Genomic DNA, 21497 nt, shown 5'->3' with positions numbered 1-21497 from the left:
CCCCGCAGATGCCCAGCCAAGAGCCCTTGCTGTTACGTCATCACCGTCCTTTCATCGCGTTCTGGCTGGCTCGGGTGTTCACCGCCAGTGGTTTTCAGATGCTCACCGTGGCCATTGGCTGGAACCTGTACCAGTTGACCGGCAACGTGCTCGATTTGGGCCTGGTCGGGTTGGTGGAATTTGCGCCGCGCGTGCTGTTCATGCTGCACACCGGGCACGTCGCGGACCGCTATGACCGACGCAAAGTCGCAGCGATCTGCCAGTCGCTGCAAGCGTTGATCGCCCTGTCGCTGGCCATCGGCAGCGCCACAGATCACGTCACCCGGGAAATGATCTTTATCCTCGCGTTCCTGCTCGGCGCGGCGCGCTCCTTCGAAATGCCCACCACTCAGGCCCTGTTGCCGAGCATCGTGCCCAGCGCGCTATTTCCCCGTGCGGTGGCCGCCGCGCAATCGGCGCAACAATCAGCCACCATCGTCGCTCCGGCGCTCGGCGGTTTGCTCTACGCCTTCGGCAGCGTCTGGGTGTATGGCCCGACCGTGATCCTCTACATCATTGCCTGCGGGCTGATGCTCAACTTGCCGGCCCGGCAGACGCCACTGAACAAGGGCAAGGCGACGCTGGATTCGCTGCTGGCAGGTATCCGCTTCATTCGCAGTCGCCCGGACATTCTCGGGGCGATATCGCTGGACCTGTTTGCCGTCTTGCTCGGCGGCGCGACGGCGCTGCTGCCGGTGTTTGCCAAGGACATCCTGCTGACCGGCCCGTGGGGGCTGGGCCTGCTGCGGTCTGCCCCGGCCGTCGGCGCGCTGTTGATGTCGCTGTTCCTGGCGCGGTTTGCGGTTGAGCGCAACGTCGGACGGGTGATGTTCACCGCCGTCGGTGTGTTCGGCGTCGCCACCATCGCCTTCGGCCTCTCGACCTCGTTCTGGTTCTCGCTGGCGGTGCTGGTGGTGCTGGGCGCGGCCGACATGATCAGCATGGTGATCCGCGCCTCGTTCGTGCAGCTGGAAACCCCGGACGAAATGCGCGGCCGGGTCAGCGCCGTGAACGGCCTCTTCATCGGCGCCTCGAACCAGTTGGGCGAATTCGAATCCGGACTGACCGCCCACTGGTTCGGCACCGTGCCGGCGGTAGTCATGGGCGGGATCGGCACGCTGGTGGTGACCGGGGCCTGGGTGAAACTGTTCCCGACGTTGGCCAATCGCGATCGCATGCATGTGCCGGTGGAGGAAATGAAGGTCTGACCGACTTTTAAGCCAGCATCTCCCCCGCCACCGCCATGCGCGTGGCTTTGCCGCAGAGTTGTTCCACCAGCGTCAGGGCAAATGCCAAAGCGGCCCCGGAACCCTGGGCGGTCACGCAGTTGCCGTCGACCACCACCGGTTGGTCGATGAAGTTGCAACCTGACAACTGATGACTGGCGGAGGGCAGGCAGGTCATGCGTCGCTGACGCAATACGCCGAAGTGTTGCAGTGCGACCGCCGGGGCTTCAGCGATGCCGGCGAACAGGCGCCCGGCGGCGGCCTGATCCTTGATCAGTTGTTGCAGGGGTTGATGGGCCGCCAGGTGTTGCGCGCCCACGGCACCGCCCGGCAGGGCGATCAGGTCGAACGGCTGGGCCAGCAAGTCCACCAGCATGGCATCGGCCGTCAGCCGGGTACCACGGGCGCAGGTGAGCATGCGCCGCCCCTCGATGCTGGCCACCACCACTTCAACGTTGGCGCGGCGCAGCACATCGACCAGGGTCACTGTTTGCAGGTCATCGATGCCCTCGGCGAGGGTAATCAAAGCTCTAAAGGTCATGGGTGCAGTCCACAGGATGATCTTTAAAGCGTAGTCAGGTTTCCTGACGCTTGTTCGAGTGCAGCCGTTACTTGATGTAAAGCTGTGTCGACATCTTATCGCTCGGCGCATTAATCGAGGTGTTGCTGAAGGTGAAGATCCCGTCCTGCTTGCCCGCAAGATTGAAGATATACAGATAGCCGACAGTTTTTGCCCCTGGCGTGCAGTCGGTCAGGTTGCCGGTCTGAAAGGCACATACCGGCGTCCGGGTGCCGTCCACTTCAAAACCATCCAGCGCGACATGTGGACTATTACTGCCGTATCCGATTTCCAACACATAGACCTTGATGCTCGGACCACTATGATCGCAACGCGTCTCGGTCTGCCCTTCGGCAATGTTTTCAAAGCCACAGGCCGGCGATTCAACCTTGACCACTTTCAACTGGCTCAATCGCGGAGCCATTGCTGCCGAAGCGTTTTGTGCCCCCAGCAACAAGGCCATCACGACGCCAATGACGGCAATGACGGCAATCACACGCGTTTTCATGCAATACATAACGCCCCCCAAAACCAGCGCGCAGTATGGCTCACTTCGCTTGACGGCAAAACATCGACGACGATCGCAGCCATAAGCAGCCATAACCCCACGCTGCTGGTATGATGCGCGGCTTTTTCCGGCCCACAGTAATTTCCCAGGCGCGTTCAGCGGTCTGTGCTTTGCTGTTGAGGTCGATACATTCACGGCGCCGGGCGCGCCACGGGGAGCAGACATGCTGGAAAGGCTGTTTCAACTCAAGGCACACAACACCAACGTGCGGACCGAGATTCTGGCGGGCGTCACGACTTTCTTGGCCATGGCCTACATTCTGTTCGTCAACCCGAGCATCCTCGGCGAGACCGGCATGGACAAGGGCGCGGTGTTCGTCGCCACCTGTCTGGCTGCGGCGATTGGCTCCACGATCATGGGCCTGATCGCCAACTACCCGATCGCGCTCGCGCCGGGCATGGGCTTGAACGCCTTCTTCACCTACACCGTGGTCCTGCACATGGGCCACACCTGGCAAGTGGCGCTGGGTGCGGTGTTTATCTCGGCGGTGTGCTTCTTCCTGCTGTCGATCTTCCGCATCCGTGAATGGATCATCAACAGCATCCCGCTGCCACTGCGCTCGGCGATTGCCGCCGGTATCGGCCTGTTCCTGGCGCTGATCGCCCTGCACAACGCCGGCATCGTGGTCAGCAACCCGGCGACCATGGTCGGCCTCGGCGATCTGAAACAACCGGCCCCGATCCTCGCGACCCTGGGGTTTGCCCTGATCGTTGCCCTTGAAGCCCTGGCTGTACGCGGCGCCGTGCTGATCGGCATTCTGGCGGTGACCCTCGTTTCCATCGTGATGGGCTTCACCCCGTTCGGCGGCGTGATGTCGATGCCACCGTCGCTGGCCCCGACCTTCATGCAACTGGACATCAAAGGCGCACTGGACATCGGTCTGGTCAGCGTGATTTTCGCCTTCCTGTTTGTCGACCTGTTCGATAACTCCGGCACCCTGATCGGCGTCGCCAAACGCGCCGGCCTGATGGGCAAGGATGGCCACATGCCGAAAATGGGCCGCGCCCTGATCGCCGACAGCACCGCAGCCATGGCCGGTTCGCTGCTGGGCACCTCGACCACCACCAGCTACATCGAATCCGCAGCCGGCGTGAGTGCCGGTGGCCGCACCGGCCTGACCGCCGTTGTGGTGGCGATCCTGTTCCTGCTGGCACTGTTTTTCTCGCCATTGGCGTCCAGCATCCCGGCATTCGCCACGGCACCGGCACTGCTGTTCGTCGCCGTACTGATGACCTCCGGCCTGGCCGAAATAGACTGGGACGACATCACCGTTGCCGCACCGGTGGTGATCACCGCGCTGGCGATGCCGTTCACTTATTCGATCGCTAATGGCATCGCCTTCGGTTTCATTTCCTGGACCGCCATCAAGCTGATGTCCGGTCGTGGCCGTGAGCTGAACCCGGCGCTGGTGATCCTGTCGATTCTGTTCGTGATCAAGTTGGGTTGGTTCAACGCATGACTTTTGATTCCCAGGCCTACGCTGTTCAGCTTGAAGAAAAGGTCACGCGCCTGCGTGACCTCCTGGCCCCGTTCGATGCGCCAGAACCGGCGGTGTTCGACTCTCCGCTGAAGAACTTTCGCCTGCGTGCCGAATTCCGCCTGTGGCGTGAAGGTGGTGAGCGGCACTACGCGATGTTTTCCCAGGAAGACAAACGTACGCCGATCCTGATCGAAGAGTTTCCGATCGCCAGCCTGCGCATCAACGAACTGATGCCGAAGCTCAAAGCAGCATGGAAAGCCAGTGCGGCCCTGAGCCACAAGTTGTTCCAGGTGGAGTTCCTGACCACCCTGGCCGGCGATGCGATGATTACCCTGTGCTATCACCGCCCGCTGGACGAGCACTGGCATGCGGCGGCCACGAAACTGGCCACGGACCTGAACGTCAGCATCATCGGTCGATCGAAAGGCAAACGCGAAGTGATCGGTCACGATTATGTGGTCGAGCAGCTCGAAGTCGGCGGCCGTACTTTCAGCTATCGCCAGCCGGAAGGCGCATTCACCCAGCCCAACGGCACCGTGAACCGGAAGATGCTGAACTGGGCTTACGACGCGTTGGGTGATCGCCCGGACGACTTGCTCGAACTGTACTGCGGCAACGGCAACTTCACCCTGCCGCTCGCGACCCGCGTACGCAAAGTGCTGGCCACCGAAATCAGCAAGACCTCGGTCAATGCAGCGCTGAGCAACCTCAGCGAAAACGCGGTGGATAACGTCACCCTGGTGCGACTCTCCGCCGAAGAGCTGACCGAAGCGCTGAACGAAGTCCGCCCGTTCCGCCGACTGCATGGCATCGACCTCAAGAGCTACGAATTCGGTAGCGTGTTCGTCGACCCGCCCCGCGCCGGCATGGACCCGGACACCTGCGAGCTGACCCGACGTTTCGACAACATCCTCTACATTTCCTGCAACCCGGAAACGCTGGCGGCGAACATCGCCCAGTTGCACGACACGCATCGCATCACTCAGTGCGCGATGTTTGACCAGTTCCCGTGGACGCATCACATGGAATCCGGGGTGTTGTTGACCCGTCGTTGATTGCAGTTGCCAGTACAAATGAGCCGTCATGACGACGGCTTTTTTATGGGCGAATCAAAGTGCCGTATCGACCTTGCGCGGTCGCCCGCCCTTTTTGCCATTGGCCCGCGCCGCCTCGGCCTTGGCAACGCTGCTCTGACGCCCATTGCGTGAGGCGATGACAGAAGACGCCATGTCCATCAGTGGCTTGCTCGCTGAAATCAGGCCGGCGATAGATACCTGCAAATCACTGCCTTCATGGCAGAGCGCGGTTCCCGCAAAGCCTACCCTCAAGTCGGCGAAATCCTCATCGTCAAAGCCATCAAACTCCGGGTAGTTCTTCGCTGGCAGGAGCACGCCACTACCGTCCTCAAAGCTGATGATCAGGCAATGTCCGGTCCAGTTCACCGCCTTCGCATTCAAACCACTGCGACGACTCAACTCACCTCGCTGAATGGCCTGCTCCAGCGTTTCTTCGGTGACGGGGCGATCCGCCTGAATGCTCGCCTGTATGGTTTTCATAATTCGATTTCCACTCCCTCGGCAGCCCCCGTCAGGGATAACAGCGTCTTGTTCACTTCGGGCTCGTAACTGGCCGAGTCAATCAGGTAAGTCGTGCGGGCGAGTTGTTTCATCACGACCACTTCATTGCCCTCCCAATCCCACAACTGATTATCGAGGCAGGCGGTGCGCAATTTTCGCCACCAGAGGCCACGCGCTCGCTGTAAATGCGCCGGTTGCCGCAGCGCCTGGCGCAATCCTTCCAGCACTGCTGAAGGGGGGCGCTGCGAATGAGGAACGACGTCCCAAAGCTCCACGCCGTTGTGCCAGAAACTGAATTTGAAGCGTGCGCTCCATGTCTGCGCATCGACATGGACATGCGGCGGGCAATGTTGATCGCGCAACATGATGACCAATGAAAAGTCCTTGTAGCGACATACGTTCATGCCAACCCATCCGTTAGGTTATAGAGTGCAAAGATTCTCCATTCCTTGAAGAACCCGGTAATTGGCGGTTGATCCGATTGACGATCGACTCGGTTTTGAGCCTAGCGCTTCAACGTTTTTTGACCCACCAATGACGGCGCCAAAATAGTAAGCAATCCTTTCACTGCACTCACAAAAAAAACCACTAACGCCAGCAAAGCACTGCCACGGCGATTTCATCTACAGTGACGCCATCCAGCCCTCATTTGATCCCCGGTGTAATCAATCATGCAGCGTGTCTTCGATGATCTTCAGTTGGGCAGCATCGAGCTGTTTTGCCTCGCCGCCGAGGCCGGCAGCTTTACGGCCGCCGCACTGGTGGCGGGCGTGACACCGGCCGCGGTCAGCCGCTCGGTATCGCGCATGGAAGAGCGTCTGGGCGTTCGGCTGTTTGCGCGTACCACCCGCAGTGTGAAGTTGACCGACAGCGGTCGTCGTTACTACGAAGAATGTCGTCAGGCTCTGGCGCAGCTGGTCGAGGCTCAGCGCGAGGTCATGGGCCAGCAGCAGCAACCGTCTGGCACATTGCGCATCAGCATTCCCACGACTTATGCACACCACCGGATCTTGCCGTTGCTGCCAGCCTTTCGGGCGCGTTTTCCCGACGTGAAGGTCGAGTCGCACATCAGCAATCGCAACATCGATTTCGTCGGCGAAGGTTACGACATGGCGATTCGCGTACGGGCCATTCCGGACTCCGGCCTGATCGCCCGGCATCTGGAGGACGCCGCGCTGGTGATGATTGCCAGTCCCGATTACCTCAAGCGTGCAGGCGTCCCCCAAACACTCGAAGACTTGGCGCAGCACGAATGCATCCAATACGAACTGCCCAGCAGCGGTCGGCGGATCGCCTGGCTGTTCAATGACAACGGCACACCTCGGGAGATTCTCGCCGAGGGCAGTCTCAGTTGCTCTGACGATGTGCTGGGTGGCGTGACTCTGGCCAAACACGGGGCGGGGTTGTTTCAGACGTACCGGTTTATCGTCGAAAACGAATTGGCCGATGGCTCGCTGGTAGAAGTCTTGAAGCCTTACAGCGGCCGCTCGCGGCCGTTCACGTTGCTGTATCCGCAAAGCCGCCATGTGCCCCTGAAGTTGCGTGCCTTTATCGATTTCCTGGTGGAGCATCTGCCGCGATAAACAGCGAAACCGTCCGATCACCGCACACAAATCCCCTTCGAGACGTCTCTTCAATTGACCGAATTAACCAGCTAGTACAATTTATCTCCACAGGCTGAAACCTACAGCCGATTCCAAAAATAATAAGTGGAGAGACCCTCGATGCCCCCTATCGTTCTGGTGCTCAACGGCCCGAACCTGAACCTGCTCGGCACCCGCGAACCGGCGACCTATGGCCACGAAACCCTGGCAGACATTTCGGCGCTGTGCGCACGCGCCGCTGAAGAGTTCGGCCTGGCCGTGAAGTTTCGCCAGACCAACCACGAAGGTGAATTACTCGACTGGATTCACGCCGCTCGCGGTCGTTGCGCCGGAATTGTCATCAATCCAGCCGCGTGGACCCACACCTCGGTGGCGATTCGCGACGCCCTGGTCGCCAGTGAACTGCCCGTGATCGAAGTCCACCTGTCGAACGTCCATGCTCGCGAGCCTTTCCGGCATCACTCGTTTGTCTCGGCCATCGCCACCGCGGTGATGGCCGGTTTCGGCAGCCACGGCTATCGCCTGGCGCTGGAACATTTCAGTCTGAAATTGAAGGGGTGAACACGATGACTCAGCACAACACTGTATTGGCCGGGCTGATCGGCGCCGGGATTCAAGCCTCGCGCACACCGGCGCTGCACGAGCACGAAGGCGAAGCACAGGGCATGCGCTACCTCTATCGCCTGATCGACCTGGATCAATTGAAGCTCGATAGCAGTGCCCTGCCCGACCTGTTGATGGCGGCCGAACGAATGAACTTCACGGGGCTGAATATCACCTTCCCGTGCAAGCAGGCGATCATCCCGTTGCTTGACGAACTGTCGCCGGAAGCCCGCGGCATCGGCGCGGTGAACACGGTGGTGTTGAAGGACGGTAAACGCATTGGCCATAACACCGATTGCCTGGGTTTTGCCGAAGGATTTCGCCGTGGCTTGAAGGATGCTGCCCGTGAGCGCGTCGTACAAATGGGCGCTGGTGGCGCCGGCGCGGCAGTGGCCCACGCGTTGTTGAGCGAAGGCGTACAACTGCTGAGCATTTTTGACGTCGAGCCAAGCCGCGCGCAGGCGCTGGCAGACAATCTCAATCAACACTTCGAACCTGGCCGGGCGGTGGCCGGGCACGATTTGCCGAGCACGTTGGGCCTGGCTGATGGTTTGGTCAACACCACGCCCATGGGCATGAAAAAACTGCCGGGCATGCCGGTGCCGGTCGAGTTGCTTCGCGCAGCCTTGTGGGTGGCGGAGATCGTGTACTTCCCGCTGGAAACCGAACTGCTGCGCAACGCCCGCGCGCTCGGTTGCCGCACGCTGGATGGCGGCAACATGGCGGTGTTTCAGGCGGTGAAGGCGTTTGAACTGTTCAGCGGCGTGGTGCCGGATGCGCAGCGAATGCTGGCGCACTTTCAGAGCATGAACGACTGAGGGGATGCGGTGAGGGATGCAGTGAGGGGTAGCCCCCTCACCTGATATCAGGCCTGCAGATAACGCAACACCGACTCGCAAATCATCGCTCGATGGCGCTGCTTGATGGCTTCATCCGGCAAGTCGATTTGAAAAATCTCACCGAAAGTATGACGGTTCGACACGCGATAGAAGCAGAACGAACTGATCAGCAAATGCACATCCAGCGGCACGAGCCCTGCGCGGAACAGGCCCTCCTCGGCACCGCGACGCAAAATCTCGCCCAGCGAATCGAGGATCGTATTGTTCATCGCCTTGATCGCATCGGAACGCTTCACGTATTCGGCATTGTGAATATTCTCGATGCTGACGATGCGCACGAAATCGACGTTGTGATCATGGTGATCGAAGGTGAATTCCACCAGGCGCCGAATCGCCTCCACCGGCGCCAACTCCGTGAGGTGCAAGCGGTTTTCCGTGTGGCGAATGTCGCCGTAGAGTTTTTCCAGCACCTCGACGTAGAGCTGTTCCTTACTGCCGAAGTAGTAATAGATCATGCGTTTTGAGGTGTGGATGCGCTCGGCGATTGCATCGACGCGAGCACCGGAAAGCCCCTGTTGGACGAACTCGACAATCGCCTCTTGAAGGATGTTCTCGCGGGTCTTTTCCGGGTTGTTCTTGCGGCTCTTGCGGGGCTCGGCGATCAGTTCGGCGGGCACTGCGGAGCGTTCTGAAGTCATTGTCATTGCGGGCTCACGGCCATCACTGCACAAGCTGGCGATTATGGGCCGCTGCGCACAGTGAAGGAAGTCGCGTGGCAGCGGTTTGTCCCGGTGTTTACGATTTTCCTACAACTTGGCCTGACGAATGGCACCGCTGCGGGATTTGGCCATCGCTGCCAGTCGAACCGCGACGTTGGCCGCACCATAACCGGCATAGCCGTTTTTGCGCTTAATGATTTCAAAGAAAAACCGCCCTTCGAACGGCTCGGTGTACACATGAAACAGTTCGCCACCCTGGGCATCGCGGTCGTACAGCACGTTGAAATACGCCAGCTCGCTGAGGAACTCCTCATCGAAGTCGAACCGCGCGGCGAGGTCATCGTAGTAATTGAGCGGGATGTCCAGCAACGGCACGCCCGCCTCTTTCGCACGGCTGACTTGCGCAAAGATGTCATCGCAATCAAACGCGATGTGATGCACGCCGGAGCCGCGATAACTCGACAGCGCGTGGGAGATCGCGGTATTGCGGTTCTCGGAAATGTTCAACGGCAAGCGAATCGAACTGTCTCGGCTACGCAGTGCGCGGCTTTTTACCAGGCCATACGGGTCAGGCAGAACCACTTCGTCGTCGGCTTCAAAATCCAGCAGGCTCTTGTAGAACAGCACCCAACTGTCGAGGCTGTCGGCGGGCAATGCCATGGCCATGTGGTCGATACGCTTGAGGCCACCGCTGGCCACCGCCGCGGGGTTCAGATTGAAGTCGGTGCCGTAGACGTCGGCCTCCTGATCCACCAGATAGATCAGGCTACCGTCCGGCGCGCGCACCGCCGCCAACTCCAGTTCATTGGGGCCGACCAGCCCACGATACGGCTGGCCTTTGTAAGCCACGGCTCGGGCCAGCGCGCTGGCGCTGTCCTTGACCCGCACGGCGGTGGCGCACAGCGAAGGGCCATGCGCTTCGAAAAAGCTGTGGGCAAACGAATACGGTTCGGAGTTGAGGATCAGGTTGATATCGCCCTGACGCAGCAGGCTTACGCTCTTGGAGCGATGCTGCCCGGCCTTGACGAAACCCAGCCGCTCAAGCCAATGGGAGAGCTTGGCGCCGAGGCTTTCATCCACGGCAAATTCGAGAAATTCGATGCCGTTGTATTCGCTGGCCGTGGGTGTCTCGAACAGGATGTCGAGGTTGGGCGCCGGCTGAGCTTCCTGCGCCAGGCGTTGGCGGGTTTTCTCTTCCAGGTACAGCAACGAACGCAAACCGTCGGCGGCGTTGGCCCGGGGTGGCGCGGCACGGAAACCGTCGTTGAAGATTTCCAGTGACAGCGGGCCGGTGTAGCCACTCTTGATGATCGGCGCGAGGAACCCCGGCAGATCAAATTCACCCTGGCCCGGGAAGCAGCGGAAATGCCGGCTCCATTCCAGCACATCCATGGCGAGGATCGGCGCGTCGGCCATTTGCACGAAGAAGATCTTGTCGCCCGGAATCTCGGCGATGGCGCTCGGATCGCCCCTGAGCGACAGGGTGTGAAAGCTATCGAGCAAGACACCGAGGCTCGGATGATCGGCTTGGCGGACGATGTTCCATACCTGCTGATAAGTGTTCACATGCCGGCCCCAGGCCAGCGCTTCATAACCGATTCGCAGACCGCGCGTACCGGCGTGTTCGGCCAGCAGGCGCAGGTCATCGACGAGGATTTGTTCATCACCGATGGAATCGGCAGATGCATTGCTGCAGACCAGTACCAGGTCAGTGCCCAGTTCCTGCATCAAGTCGAACTTGCGTTCAGCCCGCTCAAGATTGCGGGGCAGTCGGTCACGGCGGCATCCCTCAAAATCCCGGAAGGGTTGGAACAGCGTGATCGCGATCCCGAGATCGGCGCACATCTGTTTGATTTCCCGTGGGCTACCGTCGTAGTAGAGAAGGTCGTTCTCGAAAATCTCCACCCCGTCGAAACCGGCGGCGGCAATGGCTTCAAGTTTTTCCGGCAGGGTACCGCTCAGGGACACGGTGGCAATGGAACGCTGCATGTTTCGACTCCCGGTGGTGGAGACAGTCTTGTCAGGGCGCTGCACGCTTTATGCAGGAGCATGGCTTGCCGGCGATGGCAATCTCGCGGCGGCCATCGCCGGCAAGCCGTGCTTCTACAGAACTGCGTTTTTTCTTGTGGGGAATTATTGGCTGGACGAACTCGCACAGCAATTTAAAGTGTACTACCCGGTTAGTTTTGTGTTCGATTATCGAACACAATGGCCGTTGGTGAATTGACGATTTTTTGTCCACTGCGCAACATCGACTCCACATTGAGACCGGTCATGCATCGTCGGGCTCGGTTACCAAAGACACAGAACACCACATAAAAATAATCGGTGGACTAAATGACTCCTTCTCAAAGTTCTCCCGTGGAGCACGCCTCCATGACTCCTGCCAGCGGCGGCATCGGCGACAAAATCCGCGGCGCCATGGCGGTCGGCAAAACCCGTTGGGGCATGCTGGCGCTGGTGTTTTTCGCGACAACCCTGAACTACATCGACCGCGCCGCCCTCGGCGTCATGCAGCCCATCCTCGCCAAGGAAATGAGCTGGACGGCGATGGACTACGCCAACATCAACTTCTGGTTCCAGGTCGGCTACGCGATCGGTTTCGTGCTGCAAGGCCGGTTGATCGACCGGGTCGGCGTCAAGCGCGTGTTCTTCTGCGCCGTGCTGCTCTGGAGCATCGCTACCGGTGCCCACGGTCTCGCGACGTCGGCGGTAGGCTTCATGGTCTGCCGATTCATCCTTGGCTTGACCGAAGCCGCCAACTACCCGGCCTGCGTGAAGACCACGCGGCTGTGGTTCCCGGCCGGCGAACGCGCCGTGGCCACCGGCATCTTCAACGCCGGGACCAACGTCGGCGCGATGTTCACCCCGATGTTGCTGCCACTGATCCTCCACGTATGGGGCTGGCAGGCCGCGTTCCTGTGCATGTCGGCACTGGGCGGAATCTGGTTGCTGTTCTGGGGTTTGAAATACTTCAACCCGGAAGATCATCCGAGCGTCAAACAATCGGAACTGGACTACATCCAGAACGAAGTCGAACCGGAACAAGCCCGCGTGCCGTTTTCGAAAATCCTGCGCATGCGCGGCACCTGGGCCTTCGCCCTCGCCTACTCGATGACCGCGCCGGTGTTCTGGTTCTACCTGTACTGGTTGCCGCCGTTCCTCAATCAGCAATACAACCTGGGGATCAACGTGACCCAGATGGGGATTCCGCTGATCATCATCTACCTGACCGCCGACTTCGGCAGCGTCGGTGGCGGGATCCTCTCCTCATTCCTGATCGGTCGCGGCGTCAATCCGATCAAGGCGCGGCTGATGTCGATGTTCCTGTTTGCCTGCTGCATCGTCGGCGTGATCATGGCGGCGGGTTCGAGCAGTCTGTGGGTCGCGGTGTTCGCCATCTCCCTGGCCATCGGCGCGCACCAGGCCTGGACCGCGAACATCTGGAGCCTGGTCATGGACTACACGCCTAAACACATGATGAGCACAGTGTTCGGTTTTGGCGGCATGTGCGCAGCCATCGGCGGGATGTTCATGACGCAGTTGGTCGGCCACATCCTGACCGTCACCAATAACAACTACACCGTGCTGTTCACCCTGATTCCGGCGATGTACTTCATTGCCCTGACCTGGATGTACTTCATGGCACCGCGCAAGATTCCTGCCGTCACCGAGTAAGTGTCCTTCCCCCGGCAGGCCTGATTCCAGGCCTGCCTTTTTGTTTGTCCTACCGACGACTCTGTTGCCACGCCGCCGCCAACCCGCTGCAGCAAATCACCGCGATCCCGACCACCGTGGTCAGGGTCGGCGTGTGGGCAAACAGTAGCCAGCCCAGCAGACCGGCAAACACAATCTGGCAATAACCGAACGGCGCCAGCAACGCCGGCGCGGCGTAGCGAAACGCCTGGGTCAGAAACAAGTGAGCCGTCATCCCGCAGGCGCCCAGCGCCACCATCATGAATCCATGGCCCAGACTGGGGACTTGCCAGAAGAATGGCACCAGCGCGCTCATCACCAGGGTGTTGCACAGCCCGGCGAAGAAGTTGCTGGTGGTCGGGCTGTCGATGTTGCTGAGCTTGCGGGTGAGCAATTGATAGAAGCAGAAAAACAGCGCCGAGCAGAGCGGCAGCAGCACAGCGGGAGTGAACAGATCACCGCCGGGGTGGACGATGATCAACACGCCGGTAAATCCACAGATCACCGCAATCCATTGGCCACGGGTGACGTGTTCCTTAAGCAACGGCACCGACAGCGCCGTGACCAGCACCGGCGCAAGAAAGTTGACCGCCGTGGCTTCAGCCAAGGGGATGTATTGCAAACCCGTGGTGAAGAACAGACTGGTGCCCAACAGGCACAACGCCCGCATCACTTGCAGCCATGGCCGTTTGGTTCGTAGCACGCGCAATCCGGATTGCGGCAGGAAAATTCCCGCCATCAACAAGGTGTGAACCACATAGCGCGCCCAGACCACCATGACGATCGGATAGAAACCGGACAGGTATTTGGACAGGGCGTCGTGACTGGAGAAAAGAAAGGTAGCGACGACGATCAGCAAAATCCCTTTGAAGGGCTGGTTTACGCCGGAGAGCGGAGTGCTGACGGTCATGGGGTTCCCTTGTGCCTGGCGAATTCCAATAATTTAGAACCTGGTTCCAGATTCCTATACAAGCATAGGCCGAAAGTGTTCGAACATCGCACAGTTTCCGGACGAACAGACATCCCAAATCAGCTGAACAGCTCTGAAGCAAGACTCGCCGACGACAACTCTTCTGTGTACTTCAACAACAGCGGCGCCAACTCATGCAACCGCGCCCCCGGCATACGCGCACTGGGCCCGGCGATGCTCAACACCCCCATCACTCGCCCCTCGCTCGGGTGCCGCACCACGGCAGCTATCGCCGAGGTGCCCACCGCCGAACTCTCTTCAACCCAGGCATAACCCTGCTCACGCGCCAGCCGCAGACGCTCGAGCAATTCAATGTTGGAACGCGGCGCATTCGGCCCCAGGTCTTTGGGCCGCTCGCCGCCCTGGCGTTCTACCAGCGACAACGCCTCGGCATCGCTCATGCACGCCAGCCACGCGTGGCCCGATGCGGTGTAGAACAAGGGCGCATCGCGGCCCATGTCCGGGTCGTAACGCAGGCCGGACCGGGCACCTTGCGACTTGGCGATCCAGACCTGCCGCTCGCCTTCAATGACGCCCAGGCGCACCAGTTCGCCGGTCTCCTGCGCGAGGCGATCCAGCACCGGCTGCACGATATCGGCGCCGCTGCCCGAGAGATAACGAAAGCCCATCGCCACCAGTTTGGTGGTCAGGTGATAGCGCAGGTTCTCTTGATTCTGTCGCACATAGCCCAACCGGATAAGCTCGGCGAGCAAGCGATGGGTCGCGCTTTTCGGGATGTCCAGTTGTTCCGCCAGCGCCTGCATCGGCACACCGCGAGGCTCACTGGTAAGGCTTTCCAGCACACTGAAAACACGTTCGATCTGACTGCCGGCCATGGGAGGTTCCACACACAATTTGCCTGATTCTAGAAGATGAACCCGATTATGCGAAATCTGGAACTCGACGATCGCCAGGTTCATTCGATAAAAACCCGTCGCCTGACGGAATTCGATAGAGCGTCCACGTTCATACAAGTCTGGAATACTGCCGGCGAACACCGACGATTACCGGGAATAGCCGAAACCCGGACGATCGGACTGGCGTCGCTCCGCCACACCAGCAACACTCATCCCCACGGACAATCAGAGGATTCCCACATGCTATGGAAAAAAGGCCGACGCAGCGACAACGTGGTGGACGCCCGTGGTGATGATGTCGGCGGCGGTGGCGGCGGGATGCGCTTTGGTGGCGGCAAGGGCCTGAGCCTGACTGCGATCATCCTGATTGTCGGCATTGGCTGGATCACCGGCCAGGATCCGATGCAGATCCTCGGACAACTCACCGGCCAAATGAGCGAGCAGTCGGCGCCAGCGACCAACCAGACCCGCAAGGCGCCACCGGCCAATGATGAGGGCGCCGAATTCGTGCGCTCGATCCTCGGTGATACTGAAGATACCTGGGGCCAGATTTTCCAGCAGGCCGGCCGGCAATATAAGAACCCGACCCTGGTCCTGTTCAGCAATCGCGTCAATTCCGCCTGCGGTCTGGCGACCTCGGCGACCGGTCCGTTCTATTGCCCGGCCGACCAGAAGGTCTACCTGGACATGGCATTCTTCCAGGAAATGTCGCAACGTTTCTCAGCGGCCGGCGACTTCGCCCAGGCCTACGTGATTGCTCACGAAGTCGGACACCACGTTCAGACTTTACTCGGCGTATCGGCGAAAATTCAGACCGCTCGCGCCCAAGGCCGCCAAATGGAAGGCGACGGCGGTTTACTCGTGCGCCAGGAATTGCAGGCCGATTGCCTGGCCGGAGTCTGGGCCAACAATGCACAAAAGCGTCTGAACTGGCTGGAACCAGGCGACATCGAAGAAGCCCTGAACGCCGCCAACGCCATCGGCGACGACCGCTTGCAACAGCAAGGTCAGGGGCGCGTGGTGCCGGACTCGTTTACCCATGGAACGTCAGCGCAAAGGGTGCGCTGGTTTAAAACCGGATTTGCACAAGGCCAGGTGGGCCAGTGCGATACCTTTGCGGCGAAAAACCTGTAAATGAATAAGTGGCTGTTAGCTGTCCTGTTTACCTGCGCAAGTACCCAAGCCGCCGAACATGCGGTCAAAGAACTCAGCCCCGGCCGGCTGTTGCTCAAAGAAGGCGAGATGGCGGTGAGCCTCGGCGCCGCGCCGGCCAAAATCGAACGTGTGCTGATCATCATCCACGGCCGTCTGCGCAACGCTGGAACCTACCGCCAGAGCGCCGAGCAGGCGGCTGAACTGGCAGGACAAAGCCAGACCACGCTGGTGATTGCCCCACAATTTCTCAATGAAACCGATGTCGCCCTGCATCCAGTGGCTGACAGCGTACTGCGCTGGCAGGGCAATGACTGGATGGCCGGTGGTTTATCCACAGCCCCGTTTGCGTTGAGTTCCTATGGCGCACTGGATCAAATCATCGCGAGGGTCAGCAACCGTCAACAGTTTCCGGACGTGAAAGAAATCGTCATCGCCGGTCACTCCGGTGGAGCCCAGGTGGTTCAGCGGTACGCATTACTGGCTCACGAGCAACCGGCGCTCACGGCCGCCGGTGTGAAAGTCCGCTATGTGGTCGCCAACCCCTCCTCGTATGCGTATTTCGATGAGCGGCGTCCCGTAGCGTTCAATCACGCGAAATGCCCCGGTTTCAACCGCTGGAAGTATGGCCTGACGGATTTACCCCTCTATGCCAGTGGGCAAACCGCGCCACAGATTGAAGGAAATTACGTCAAGCGTGACGTGACGTATCTGCTCGGGCAGCAAGACACCGACCCGCAGCAAGCGGCGCTGGATAAGGGGTGCGAGGCTGAAGCCCAGGGCACCAATCGGCTGGCTCGCGGGCATTTTTACTTTGAGTATTTGCTGCGTCGTAATCCGCGTGGGGTGAACCAGCGACTGGTCGAGGTTCCCGGGGTCGGGCATAACGGGGATGGGATGTTGACGTCGCCTGAGGGGCAGAAGGTGTTGTTTGGGCAGTGAGTTTGATGGGGCCTGATCCGACGATGGGGCCCTCAAGCCAACAACATTTCCCGCAATGCCACACAGTCCGCCGCATGCCAATCCGTCAGCTCCGGCCACGGGTTATCCGGTAAATTCACCAACACCGTTCGCGCCCCCGCCGCGCGACCGCAATCCAGATCAAAGCGGTAATCACCGACCATCACCATCTCGCTCGCCGGCACGTTCCAGGCCTCGGCCAGCTTCAGCAAACCACCGGGATGCGGCTTGGGCGGTGCTTCATCACGCCCCAGCACATCCTCCACGGCGAAACAGTCGGCCAGGCCGATGGCCTCCAGCGTCACATGCGCCAGCTCCCGGGCATTGCGTGTGAGAATGCCCAGGCGATAACCGCGCCCGGCCAACTCACGCACAAGCTCTACCGCACCGGGTGCCGGTTTCGACCCCAGTGCCAGATCACGTTCGTGCTCCAGCAGCCACGCATGTTTAGCCGCCGCTTCATCGGCCGGCAATGCAGCGAGGTGGGTCAGGATGTCGTCTTCGGCCGGGATCGCCAATGCCACGCGAATCGCCGCAAAATCATGCACGGCCACCGTCAGGGTGCCGTCCATGTCGAACACCCAATGACGCACCTCGGACAGGCTCATGCCCAATCCTTGCGATGACGAATCAGGCCTTCCTGCGTGACCGAGGCCACCAGTTGTCCTGCGCGGTTGAACACGCTGCCGCGGCTGAAGCCTCGGGAATTACCGGCCCATGGGCTATCCATCGCATAGAGCAACCAATCATCGGCGCGCAGATCCTGATGGAACCACAGTGCGTGATCGAGGCTCGCGACCTGCATGTCTTTCTGCCAGACAGATTTGCCATGGGGCTGCATCGAGGTCACCAACAGACCGAAGTCCGAGGCATAGGCCAGCAAATATTTGTGCAGCGCCGGTGAGTCGGCCAACGCACCGTCGGCACGAAACCACACGTACTTGACCGGGTCGGACGGTTGCGGGTTGTAAGGGTCTTTCTCAGTCACAGGGCGAAACTCGATCGGTTTCGGGCACAGCAGTTTTTCGCGCATTTTTTCCGGAATCAGGTGCGCGCGCTGTTGAGTCAGCTCCAGTTCCGACGGCAGGTTTTCCGGGCCTACCACCACCGGCATCTCGAGTTGGTGCTGGAAGCCTGCTTCGTCGTACTGGAACGAGGCGCTGCAGGTGAAAATCGGGTGGCCTTTCTGGATCGCCGTCACCCGGCGCGTACTGAAACTGCCGCCGTCGCGTACCCGGTCAACCTGATACACCACTGGCAGCCCGGCATCGCCCGGACGCAGGAAATAACCGTGCATCGAATGCACGTGGCGCGCTTCTTCTACCGTCTGACTTGCCGCCGACAACGACTGGCCGAGCACCTGACCGCCGAACAACTGGCGAAAACCCAGGTCCTGGCTGCGGCCACGGAACAGGTTTTCTTCGATCGGTTCCAGGGTCAACAGGTCGACCAGATCATCCAACACTTGGCTCATTCAGGCTCTCCTCACGCAAAACATTGCCGCGCAGTCTTGGCTGCGACGGTCGATTCAGTTGCTGGCCAGGGCCAATAAGATGGGGGTCATTGTAAACGTCCTCGGCGGCTTATCCATGCAAGGTTTGCAGCCATTGTTCACGGGTGATGCGGTACAGCACATGGTGACGCAGGGGATGGCCGGCGGCGAGCTTCGGATGCTCGAAGTCATCGGCTGAATCATGGTGCATGCCGATCGCCTGCATGACTTTCTCGGAAGGCGTGTTGGTTTGCGTGGTAAAGGACACGACTTCTGCCAGCCCCAAGCGGTCAAACCCGCAACGCAGAGCGGTCCACGCGGCTTCACTGGCATACCCCAGGCCCCAATGTTCGCGGGCCAGACGCCAGCCGATTTCGGTCGCAGGGGTAAATGGCGCATCGAAGCCCACCACACCCAGCCCGGTAAACCCGATGAATTGGCCAGTGTCCTTGCGTTGCAGCGCCCACAAGCCGAATCCGTGCTCGGCAAAATGCCCGCGAATGCGCCCGATCAGCGAAGCGCTTTCCAGACGACTCAACGGCGCCGGAAAATAACGCATAACCTGCGGATCGGCACACATCGCCGCAAATTCCGGCAAATCCTCATCGCGCCACTGCCGCAACAGCAGTCGCGCACTTTCGAGTTGCAGTATTGGCTCCATTGCGTTCCCCCGTTTCCATGCTGCAAGTCTACATCGCTGGTAGGATCCTTCTCTCATTCCTACATGAAATCATCATGCCGCTGCCGCTGATTTATCACGAAGACTACAGCCCCGAGTTTCCGGCGGATCACCGCTTCCCCATGGACAAGTTTCGCCTGTTGCGCGATCACCTGGTGGACAGCGGTCTGACCCGGGACGCCGACCTGCTGCGCCCCGAGCTCTGTCCCCCGGAGATTCTCGCCCTCGCCCATGACGCTGCCTATATCGAACGTTATATGAGCGGCGAGTTGTCCCGTGAAGACCAGCGGCGTCTCGGCCTGCCCTGGAGTGACGCCCTGGCCCGGCGCACGGTGCGCGCGGTCGGCGGGTCGTTGCTGGCGGCGGAGCAGGCGCTGGAACACGGTTTGGCCTGTCACCTGGCCGGCGGCACCCATCACGCGCATTTCGACTACCCGGCGGGCTTCTGCATCTTCAATGACCTGGCAGTGATCAGCCATTACCTGCTGGAAAGTGGCCGGGTGAATCGGGTGTTGATCTTCGATTGCGACGTGCATCAGGGCGACGGGACTGCGCGGATCCTGCACAACACCCCGGACGCGGTGACCGTTTCCCTGCACTGCGAAAAGAATTTTCCTGCGCGCAAAGCCGAAAGTGACTGGGACATCCCGTTGCCCAAGGGCATGGGCGACGCCGACTACCTGAAAGTGGTCGACGATGCGCTCAACTATTTGCTGCCGCTCTATCAACCGGACCTGGTGTTGTATGACGCCGGGGTCGATGTACACAAGGACGATGCCCTGGGTTATTTGAAGCTGACGGACGAAGGCGTGGCGGCGCGTGATGAAAGCGTGATGCGCCATTGCCTGGGCCGGGATATTCCAGTGGTCGGGGTGATTGGCGGCGGTTACAGCAAGGACCGCAAGGCGTTGGCGCGGCGGCACGGGATTCTGCATCACAGCGCACAACGGGTGTGGCAGTCATCAGGTTGTCATTGAACCGTGAGTGTTTACCCACAATGCCTGTGGAACTGCCTGTGGATAACCTGAGTGAAAGCGCCTACAGCCCTTACGGCGCACAGCCTACACTGCGATGGTTGTTTTTTAACCAGATCCTAAACACATAACAAATCCCCTGTGGGAGCGAGCTGGTAGAATGCGCGGCTTCACTCCGCCAAACCGCAGCGCATTCCATGACCCGATCCTCCACCGCCCTCCCCCCTCACGTCGCCATCATCGGTGGTGGCCCCGCCGGCCTGATGGCGGCTGAAGTGTTGAGCCAGGCCGGGATCAAGGTCGACCTGTACGACGGCATGCCCTCGGTAGGACGCAAATTCCTCCTGGCCGGGGTCGGCGGCATGAACATCACCCACTCCGAAGCCTACCCGGCGTTTCTCTCGCGTTACGCCGAGCGCGCGCCACAGATTGCACCGCTACTGCGCTCCTTTGGCGCCGACGCGTTGTGCCAGTGGATTCATGACCTGGGCATCGAAACTTTCGTCGGCAGTTCCGGCCGGGTGTTCCCGACCGACATGAAAGCCGCGCCCTTGCTACGTGCCTGGCTCAAACGCCTGCGCGACGCTGGCGTAGTTATCCACACCCGCCACCGCTGGCTCGGCTGGAATGCCGACGGCAGCCTGAAACTGTCGAGCCCCGACGGTGAAAAAAGCCTGACACCGGACGCCACCCTGCTGGCCCTCGGCGGCGGCAGTTGGTCGCGGCTCGGTTCGGATGGCGCGTGGAGGCTGCCGCTGGAACAACGCGGTGTAGGACTTGCGCCGTTGCAACCGAGTAATTGCGGCTTCGAGGTCCAGGCCTGGAGCGAATTGATGGTCAGTAAATTCGCCGGCGCACCGCTGAAGAACATCGCCATCGGTCTCAATGACGACGTGCCACGGCTCGGGGAATGTGTAATCACCGCGACCGGGATGGAAGGCAGTCTGATCTATGCCCTGTCCGCACCGATTCGTGAAGCGATCAACCTCAACGGTTCCGCGACCATTCATCTGGACCTGCTGCCGGGCAAGCCTGTGGATAAAGTGCAGGCCGCGCTGAGCAAACCTCGCGGTTCACGCTCGATGTCCAAACACCTGCACAGTCAGCTGGGCATTGATGGCGTGAAAGCCGCGTTGCTGCGCGAGCTGACACCGGCCGATTGCTTCAGCGACCCGGCGTTGCTGGCCAGAGCGATCAAGGCACTGCCGCTGACGCTGGTGAAAACCCGCCCACTGGACGAAGCCATCAGCAGCGCCGGTGGTGTGACGTTCGAGTCGATGGATGAACGCTTGATGCTCAAGCAATTGCCTGGCGTGTTTTGCGCGGGGGAGATGCTGGATTGGGAAGCGCCGACGGGCGGCTATCTGCTGACCGCGTGTTTCGCCAGTGGGCGTGCGGCGGGGATGGGGATGGTGGAATGGCTCCGAAGCAGCGCCAAGTTTTAACTACAAGCTGCAAGTTAATGGCTTTTAACTTGCAGCTTGTAGCTTGCAACTTATAGCT

General features: G+C 60.2%; 23 protein-coding genes. 12 read left to right on the top strand and 11 right to left on the bottom strand.

Annotated features, from left to right (window positions below; translation table 11 throughout):
- Window positions 1-8: 8 nt before the first annotated feature.
- Window positions 9-1247, top strand: coding sequence for an MFS transporter (locus J2X66_RS26650; protein WP_310270631.1), 1239 nt, complete (start codon window positions 9-11; stop codon window positions 1245-1247).
- Between the two features lie 7 nt (window positions 1248-1254).
- Here the strand turns inward: J2X66_RS26650 and J2X66_RS26645 are convergent, their stop codons facing one another.
- Together J2X66_RS26645 and J2X66_RS26640 are read right to left on the bottom strand one after the other, a co-directional pair.
- Window positions 1255-1806, bottom strand: a complete 552-nt coding sequence (locus J2X66_RS26645) for a DJ-1 family glyoxalase III (protein WP_310270628.1) — start codon at window positions 1804-1806, stop codon at window positions 1255-1257.
- Between the two features lie 67 nt (window positions 1807-1873).
- Complete coding sequence (locus J2X66_RS26640; RefSeq protein WP_310270888.1) at window positions 1874-2341, bottom strand: DUF4879 domain-containing protein; 468 nt, start codon at window positions 2339-2341, stop codon at window positions 1874-1876.
- A 214-nt stretch (window positions 2342-2555) separates the two neighbouring features.
- On the opposite strand from J2X66_RS26640, the gene J2X66_RS26635 reads away from it, so the two are divergent.
- Both J2X66_RS26635 and trmA read left to right on the top strand, forming a co-directional pair.
- Entirely contained in the window at window positions 2556-3851 is a 1296-nt protein-coding gene (locus J2X66_RS26635) for an NCS2 family permease (RefSeq protein WP_310270625.1), read from the top strand.
- Complete coding sequence (gene trmA, locus J2X66_RS26630) at window positions 3848-4927, top strand: tRNA (uridine(54)-C5)-methyltransferase TrmA (RefSeq protein ID WP_310270623.1); 1080 nt, start codon at window positions 3848-3850, stop codon at window positions 4925-4927. Before J2X66_RS26635 ends, trmA begins: the two co-directional genes overlap by 4 nt.
- Before the next feature lie 54 nt (window positions 4928-4981).
- On the opposite strand, the gene J2X66_RS26625 is transcribed toward trmA, so the two are convergent.
- Complete coding sequence (locus tag J2X66_RS26625; protein WP_310270620.1) at window positions 4982-5428, bottom strand: DUF2442 domain-containing protein; 447 nt, start codon at window positions 5426-5428, stop codon at window positions 4982-4984.
- Complete coding sequence (locus J2X66_RS26620) at window positions 5425-5853, bottom strand: DUF4160 domain-containing protein (RefSeq protein WP_310270617.1); 429 nt, start codon at window positions 5851-5853, stop codon at window positions 5425-5427. Before J2X66_RS26620 ends, J2X66_RS26625 begins: the two co-directional genes overlap by 4 nt.
- Before the next feature lie 267 nt (window positions 5854-6120).
- Between J2X66_RS26620 and J2X66_RS26615 the strand changes: the two genes are divergently transcribed.
- The 3 genes from J2X66_RS26615 to J2X66_RS26605 all read left to right on the top strand — a co-directional run bounded on the left by J2X66_RS26615 (window position 6121) and on the right by J2X66_RS26605 (window position 8474).
- Window positions 6121-7032: a LysR substrate-binding domain-containing protein gene (locus J2X66_RS26615; RefSeq protein WP_310270614.1), complete on the top strand. Its 912-nt coding sequence runs from the start codon at window positions 6121-6123 to the stop codon at window positions 7030-7032.
- 141 nt (window positions 7033-7173) lie between these two features.
- Complete coding sequence (gene aroQ, locus J2X66_RS26610) at window positions 7174-7614, top strand: type II 3-dehydroquinate dehydratase (RefSeq protein WP_310270612.1); 441 nt, start codon at window positions 7174-7176, stop codon at window positions 7612-7614.
- Between the two features lie 5 nt (window positions 7615-7619).
- Complete coding sequence (locus J2X66_RS26605) at window positions 7620-8474, top strand: shikimate dehydrogenase (protein WP_310270609.1); 855 nt, start codon at window positions 7620-7622, stop codon at window positions 8472-8474.
- A gap of 47 nt (window positions 8475-8521) precedes the next feature.
- Here J2X66_RS26605 and J2X66_RS26600 read toward each other — a convergent pair whose 3' ends face one another.
- Entirely contained in the window at window positions 8522-9199 is a 678-nt protein-coding gene (locus tag J2X66_RS26600) for a TetR family transcriptional regulator (RefSeq protein ID WP_310270606.1), read from the bottom strand.
- A gap of 102 nt (window positions 9200-9301) precedes the next feature.
- A complete protein-coding gene (gene quiC / locus J2X66_RS26595; RefSeq protein WP_310270603.1) occupies window positions 9302-11203 on the bottom strand; it encodes a 3-dehydroshikimate dehydratase QuiC in 1902 nt (633 codons plus the stop codon).
- On the opposite strand from quiC, the gene J2X66_RS26590 reads away from it, so the two are divergent.
- Together J2X66_RS26590 and J2X66_RS26585 are read left to right on the top strand one after the other, a co-directional pair.
- Complete coding sequence (locus tag J2X66_RS26590) at window positions 11202-11441, top strand: hypothetical protein (RefSeq protein ID WP_310270600.1); 240 nt, start codon at window positions 11202-11204, stop codon at window positions 11439-11441. The two genes, quiC and J2X66_RS26590, sit on opposite strands and share 2 nt — an antisense overlap.
- Before the next feature lie 149 nt (window positions 11442-11590).
- Window positions 11591-12892, top strand: coding sequence for an MFS transporter (locus tag J2X66_RS26585; RefSeq protein WP_310270597.1), 1302 nt, complete (start codon window positions 11591-11593; stop codon window positions 12890-12892).
- Window positions 12893-12941: 49 nt separating this feature from the next.
- On the opposite strand, the gene J2X66_RS26580 is transcribed toward J2X66_RS26585, so the two are convergent.
- A complete protein-coding gene (locus J2X66_RS26580; RefSeq protein WP_310270594.1) occupies window positions 12942-13820 on the bottom strand; it encodes a DMT family transporter in 879 nt (292 codons plus the stop codon).
- A gap of 119 nt (window positions 13821-13939) precedes the next feature.
- On the bottom strand, window positions 13940-14716 hold the full coding sequence (locus tag J2X66_RS26575) for an IclR family transcriptional regulator (protein ID WP_310270590.1): 777 nt from the start codon (window positions 14714-14716) through the stop codon (window positions 13940-13942).
- Window positions 14717-14977: 261 nt separating this feature from the next.
- On the opposite strand from J2X66_RS26575, the gene J2X66_RS26570 reads away from it, so the two are divergent.
- A complete protein-coding gene (locus J2X66_RS26570) occupies window positions 14978-15871 on the top strand; it encodes a neutral zinc metallopeptidase (protein WP_310270587.1) in 894 nt (297 codons plus the stop codon).
- Window positions 15872-16831, top strand: coding sequence for an alpha/beta hydrolase (locus J2X66_RS26565; RefSeq protein ID WP_310270584.1), 960 nt, complete (start codon window positions 15872-15874; stop codon window positions 16829-16831).
- Between the two features lie 32 nt (window positions 16832-16863).
- Here the strand turns inward: J2X66_RS26565 and J2X66_RS26560 are convergent, their stop codons facing one another.
- The 3 genes from J2X66_RS26560 to J2X66_RS26550 all read right to left on the bottom strand — a co-directional run bounded on the left by J2X66_RS26560 (window position 16864) and on the right by J2X66_RS26550 (window position 19002).
- Window positions 16864-17457, bottom strand: a complete 594-nt coding sequence (locus tag J2X66_RS26560; RefSeq protein ID WP_310270581.1) for an HAD family hydrolase — start codon at window positions 17455-17457, stop codon at window positions 16864-16866.
- On the bottom strand, window positions 17454-18323 hold the full coding sequence (gene tesB, locus J2X66_RS26555; protein ID WP_310270578.1) for an acyl-CoA thioesterase II: 870 nt from the start codon (window positions 18321-18323) through the stop codon (window positions 17454-17456). The genes J2X66_RS26560 and tesB overlap by 4 nt, the downstream gene beginning before the upstream one ends.
- Window positions 18324-18432: 109 nt before the next feature.
- Window positions 18433-19002 carry a GNAT family N-acetyltransferase gene (locus J2X66_RS26550; protein ID WP_310270576.1) on the bottom strand — a complete coding sequence of 190 codons (570 nt, stop codon included), beginning with the start codon at window positions 19000-19002 and terminating at the stop codon, window positions 18433-18435.
- A gap of 74 nt (window positions 19003-19076) precedes the next feature.
- Between J2X66_RS26550 and J2X66_RS26545 the strand changes: the two genes are divergently transcribed.
- Window positions 19077-19997: a histone deacetylase gene (locus J2X66_RS26545; protein WP_310270573.1), complete on the top strand. Its 921-nt coding sequence runs from the start codon at window positions 19077-19079 to the stop codon at window positions 19995-19997.
- A 194-nt stretch (window positions 19998-20191) separates the two neighbouring features.
- On the top strand, window positions 20192-21439 hold the full coding sequence (locus tag J2X66_RS26540; RefSeq protein ID WP_310270570.1) for a TIGR03862 family flavoprotein: 1248 nt from the start codon (window positions 20192-20194) through the stop codon (window positions 21437-21439).
- The last annotated feature ends 58 nt before the right edge of the window (window positions 21440-21497 follow it).

Origin of the sequence: Pseudomonas sp. 3296, assembly GCF_031456615.1 — a bacterium.
Classification (GTDB): Bacteria; Pseudomonadota; Gammaproteobacteria; order Pseudomonadales; family Pseudomonadaceae; genus Aquipseudomonas; species Aquipseudomonas mucoides.
The sequence above is the reverse complement of the archived record's forward strand: the minus strand, read 5'-3'. Positions and strand labels throughout refer to the sequence as shown.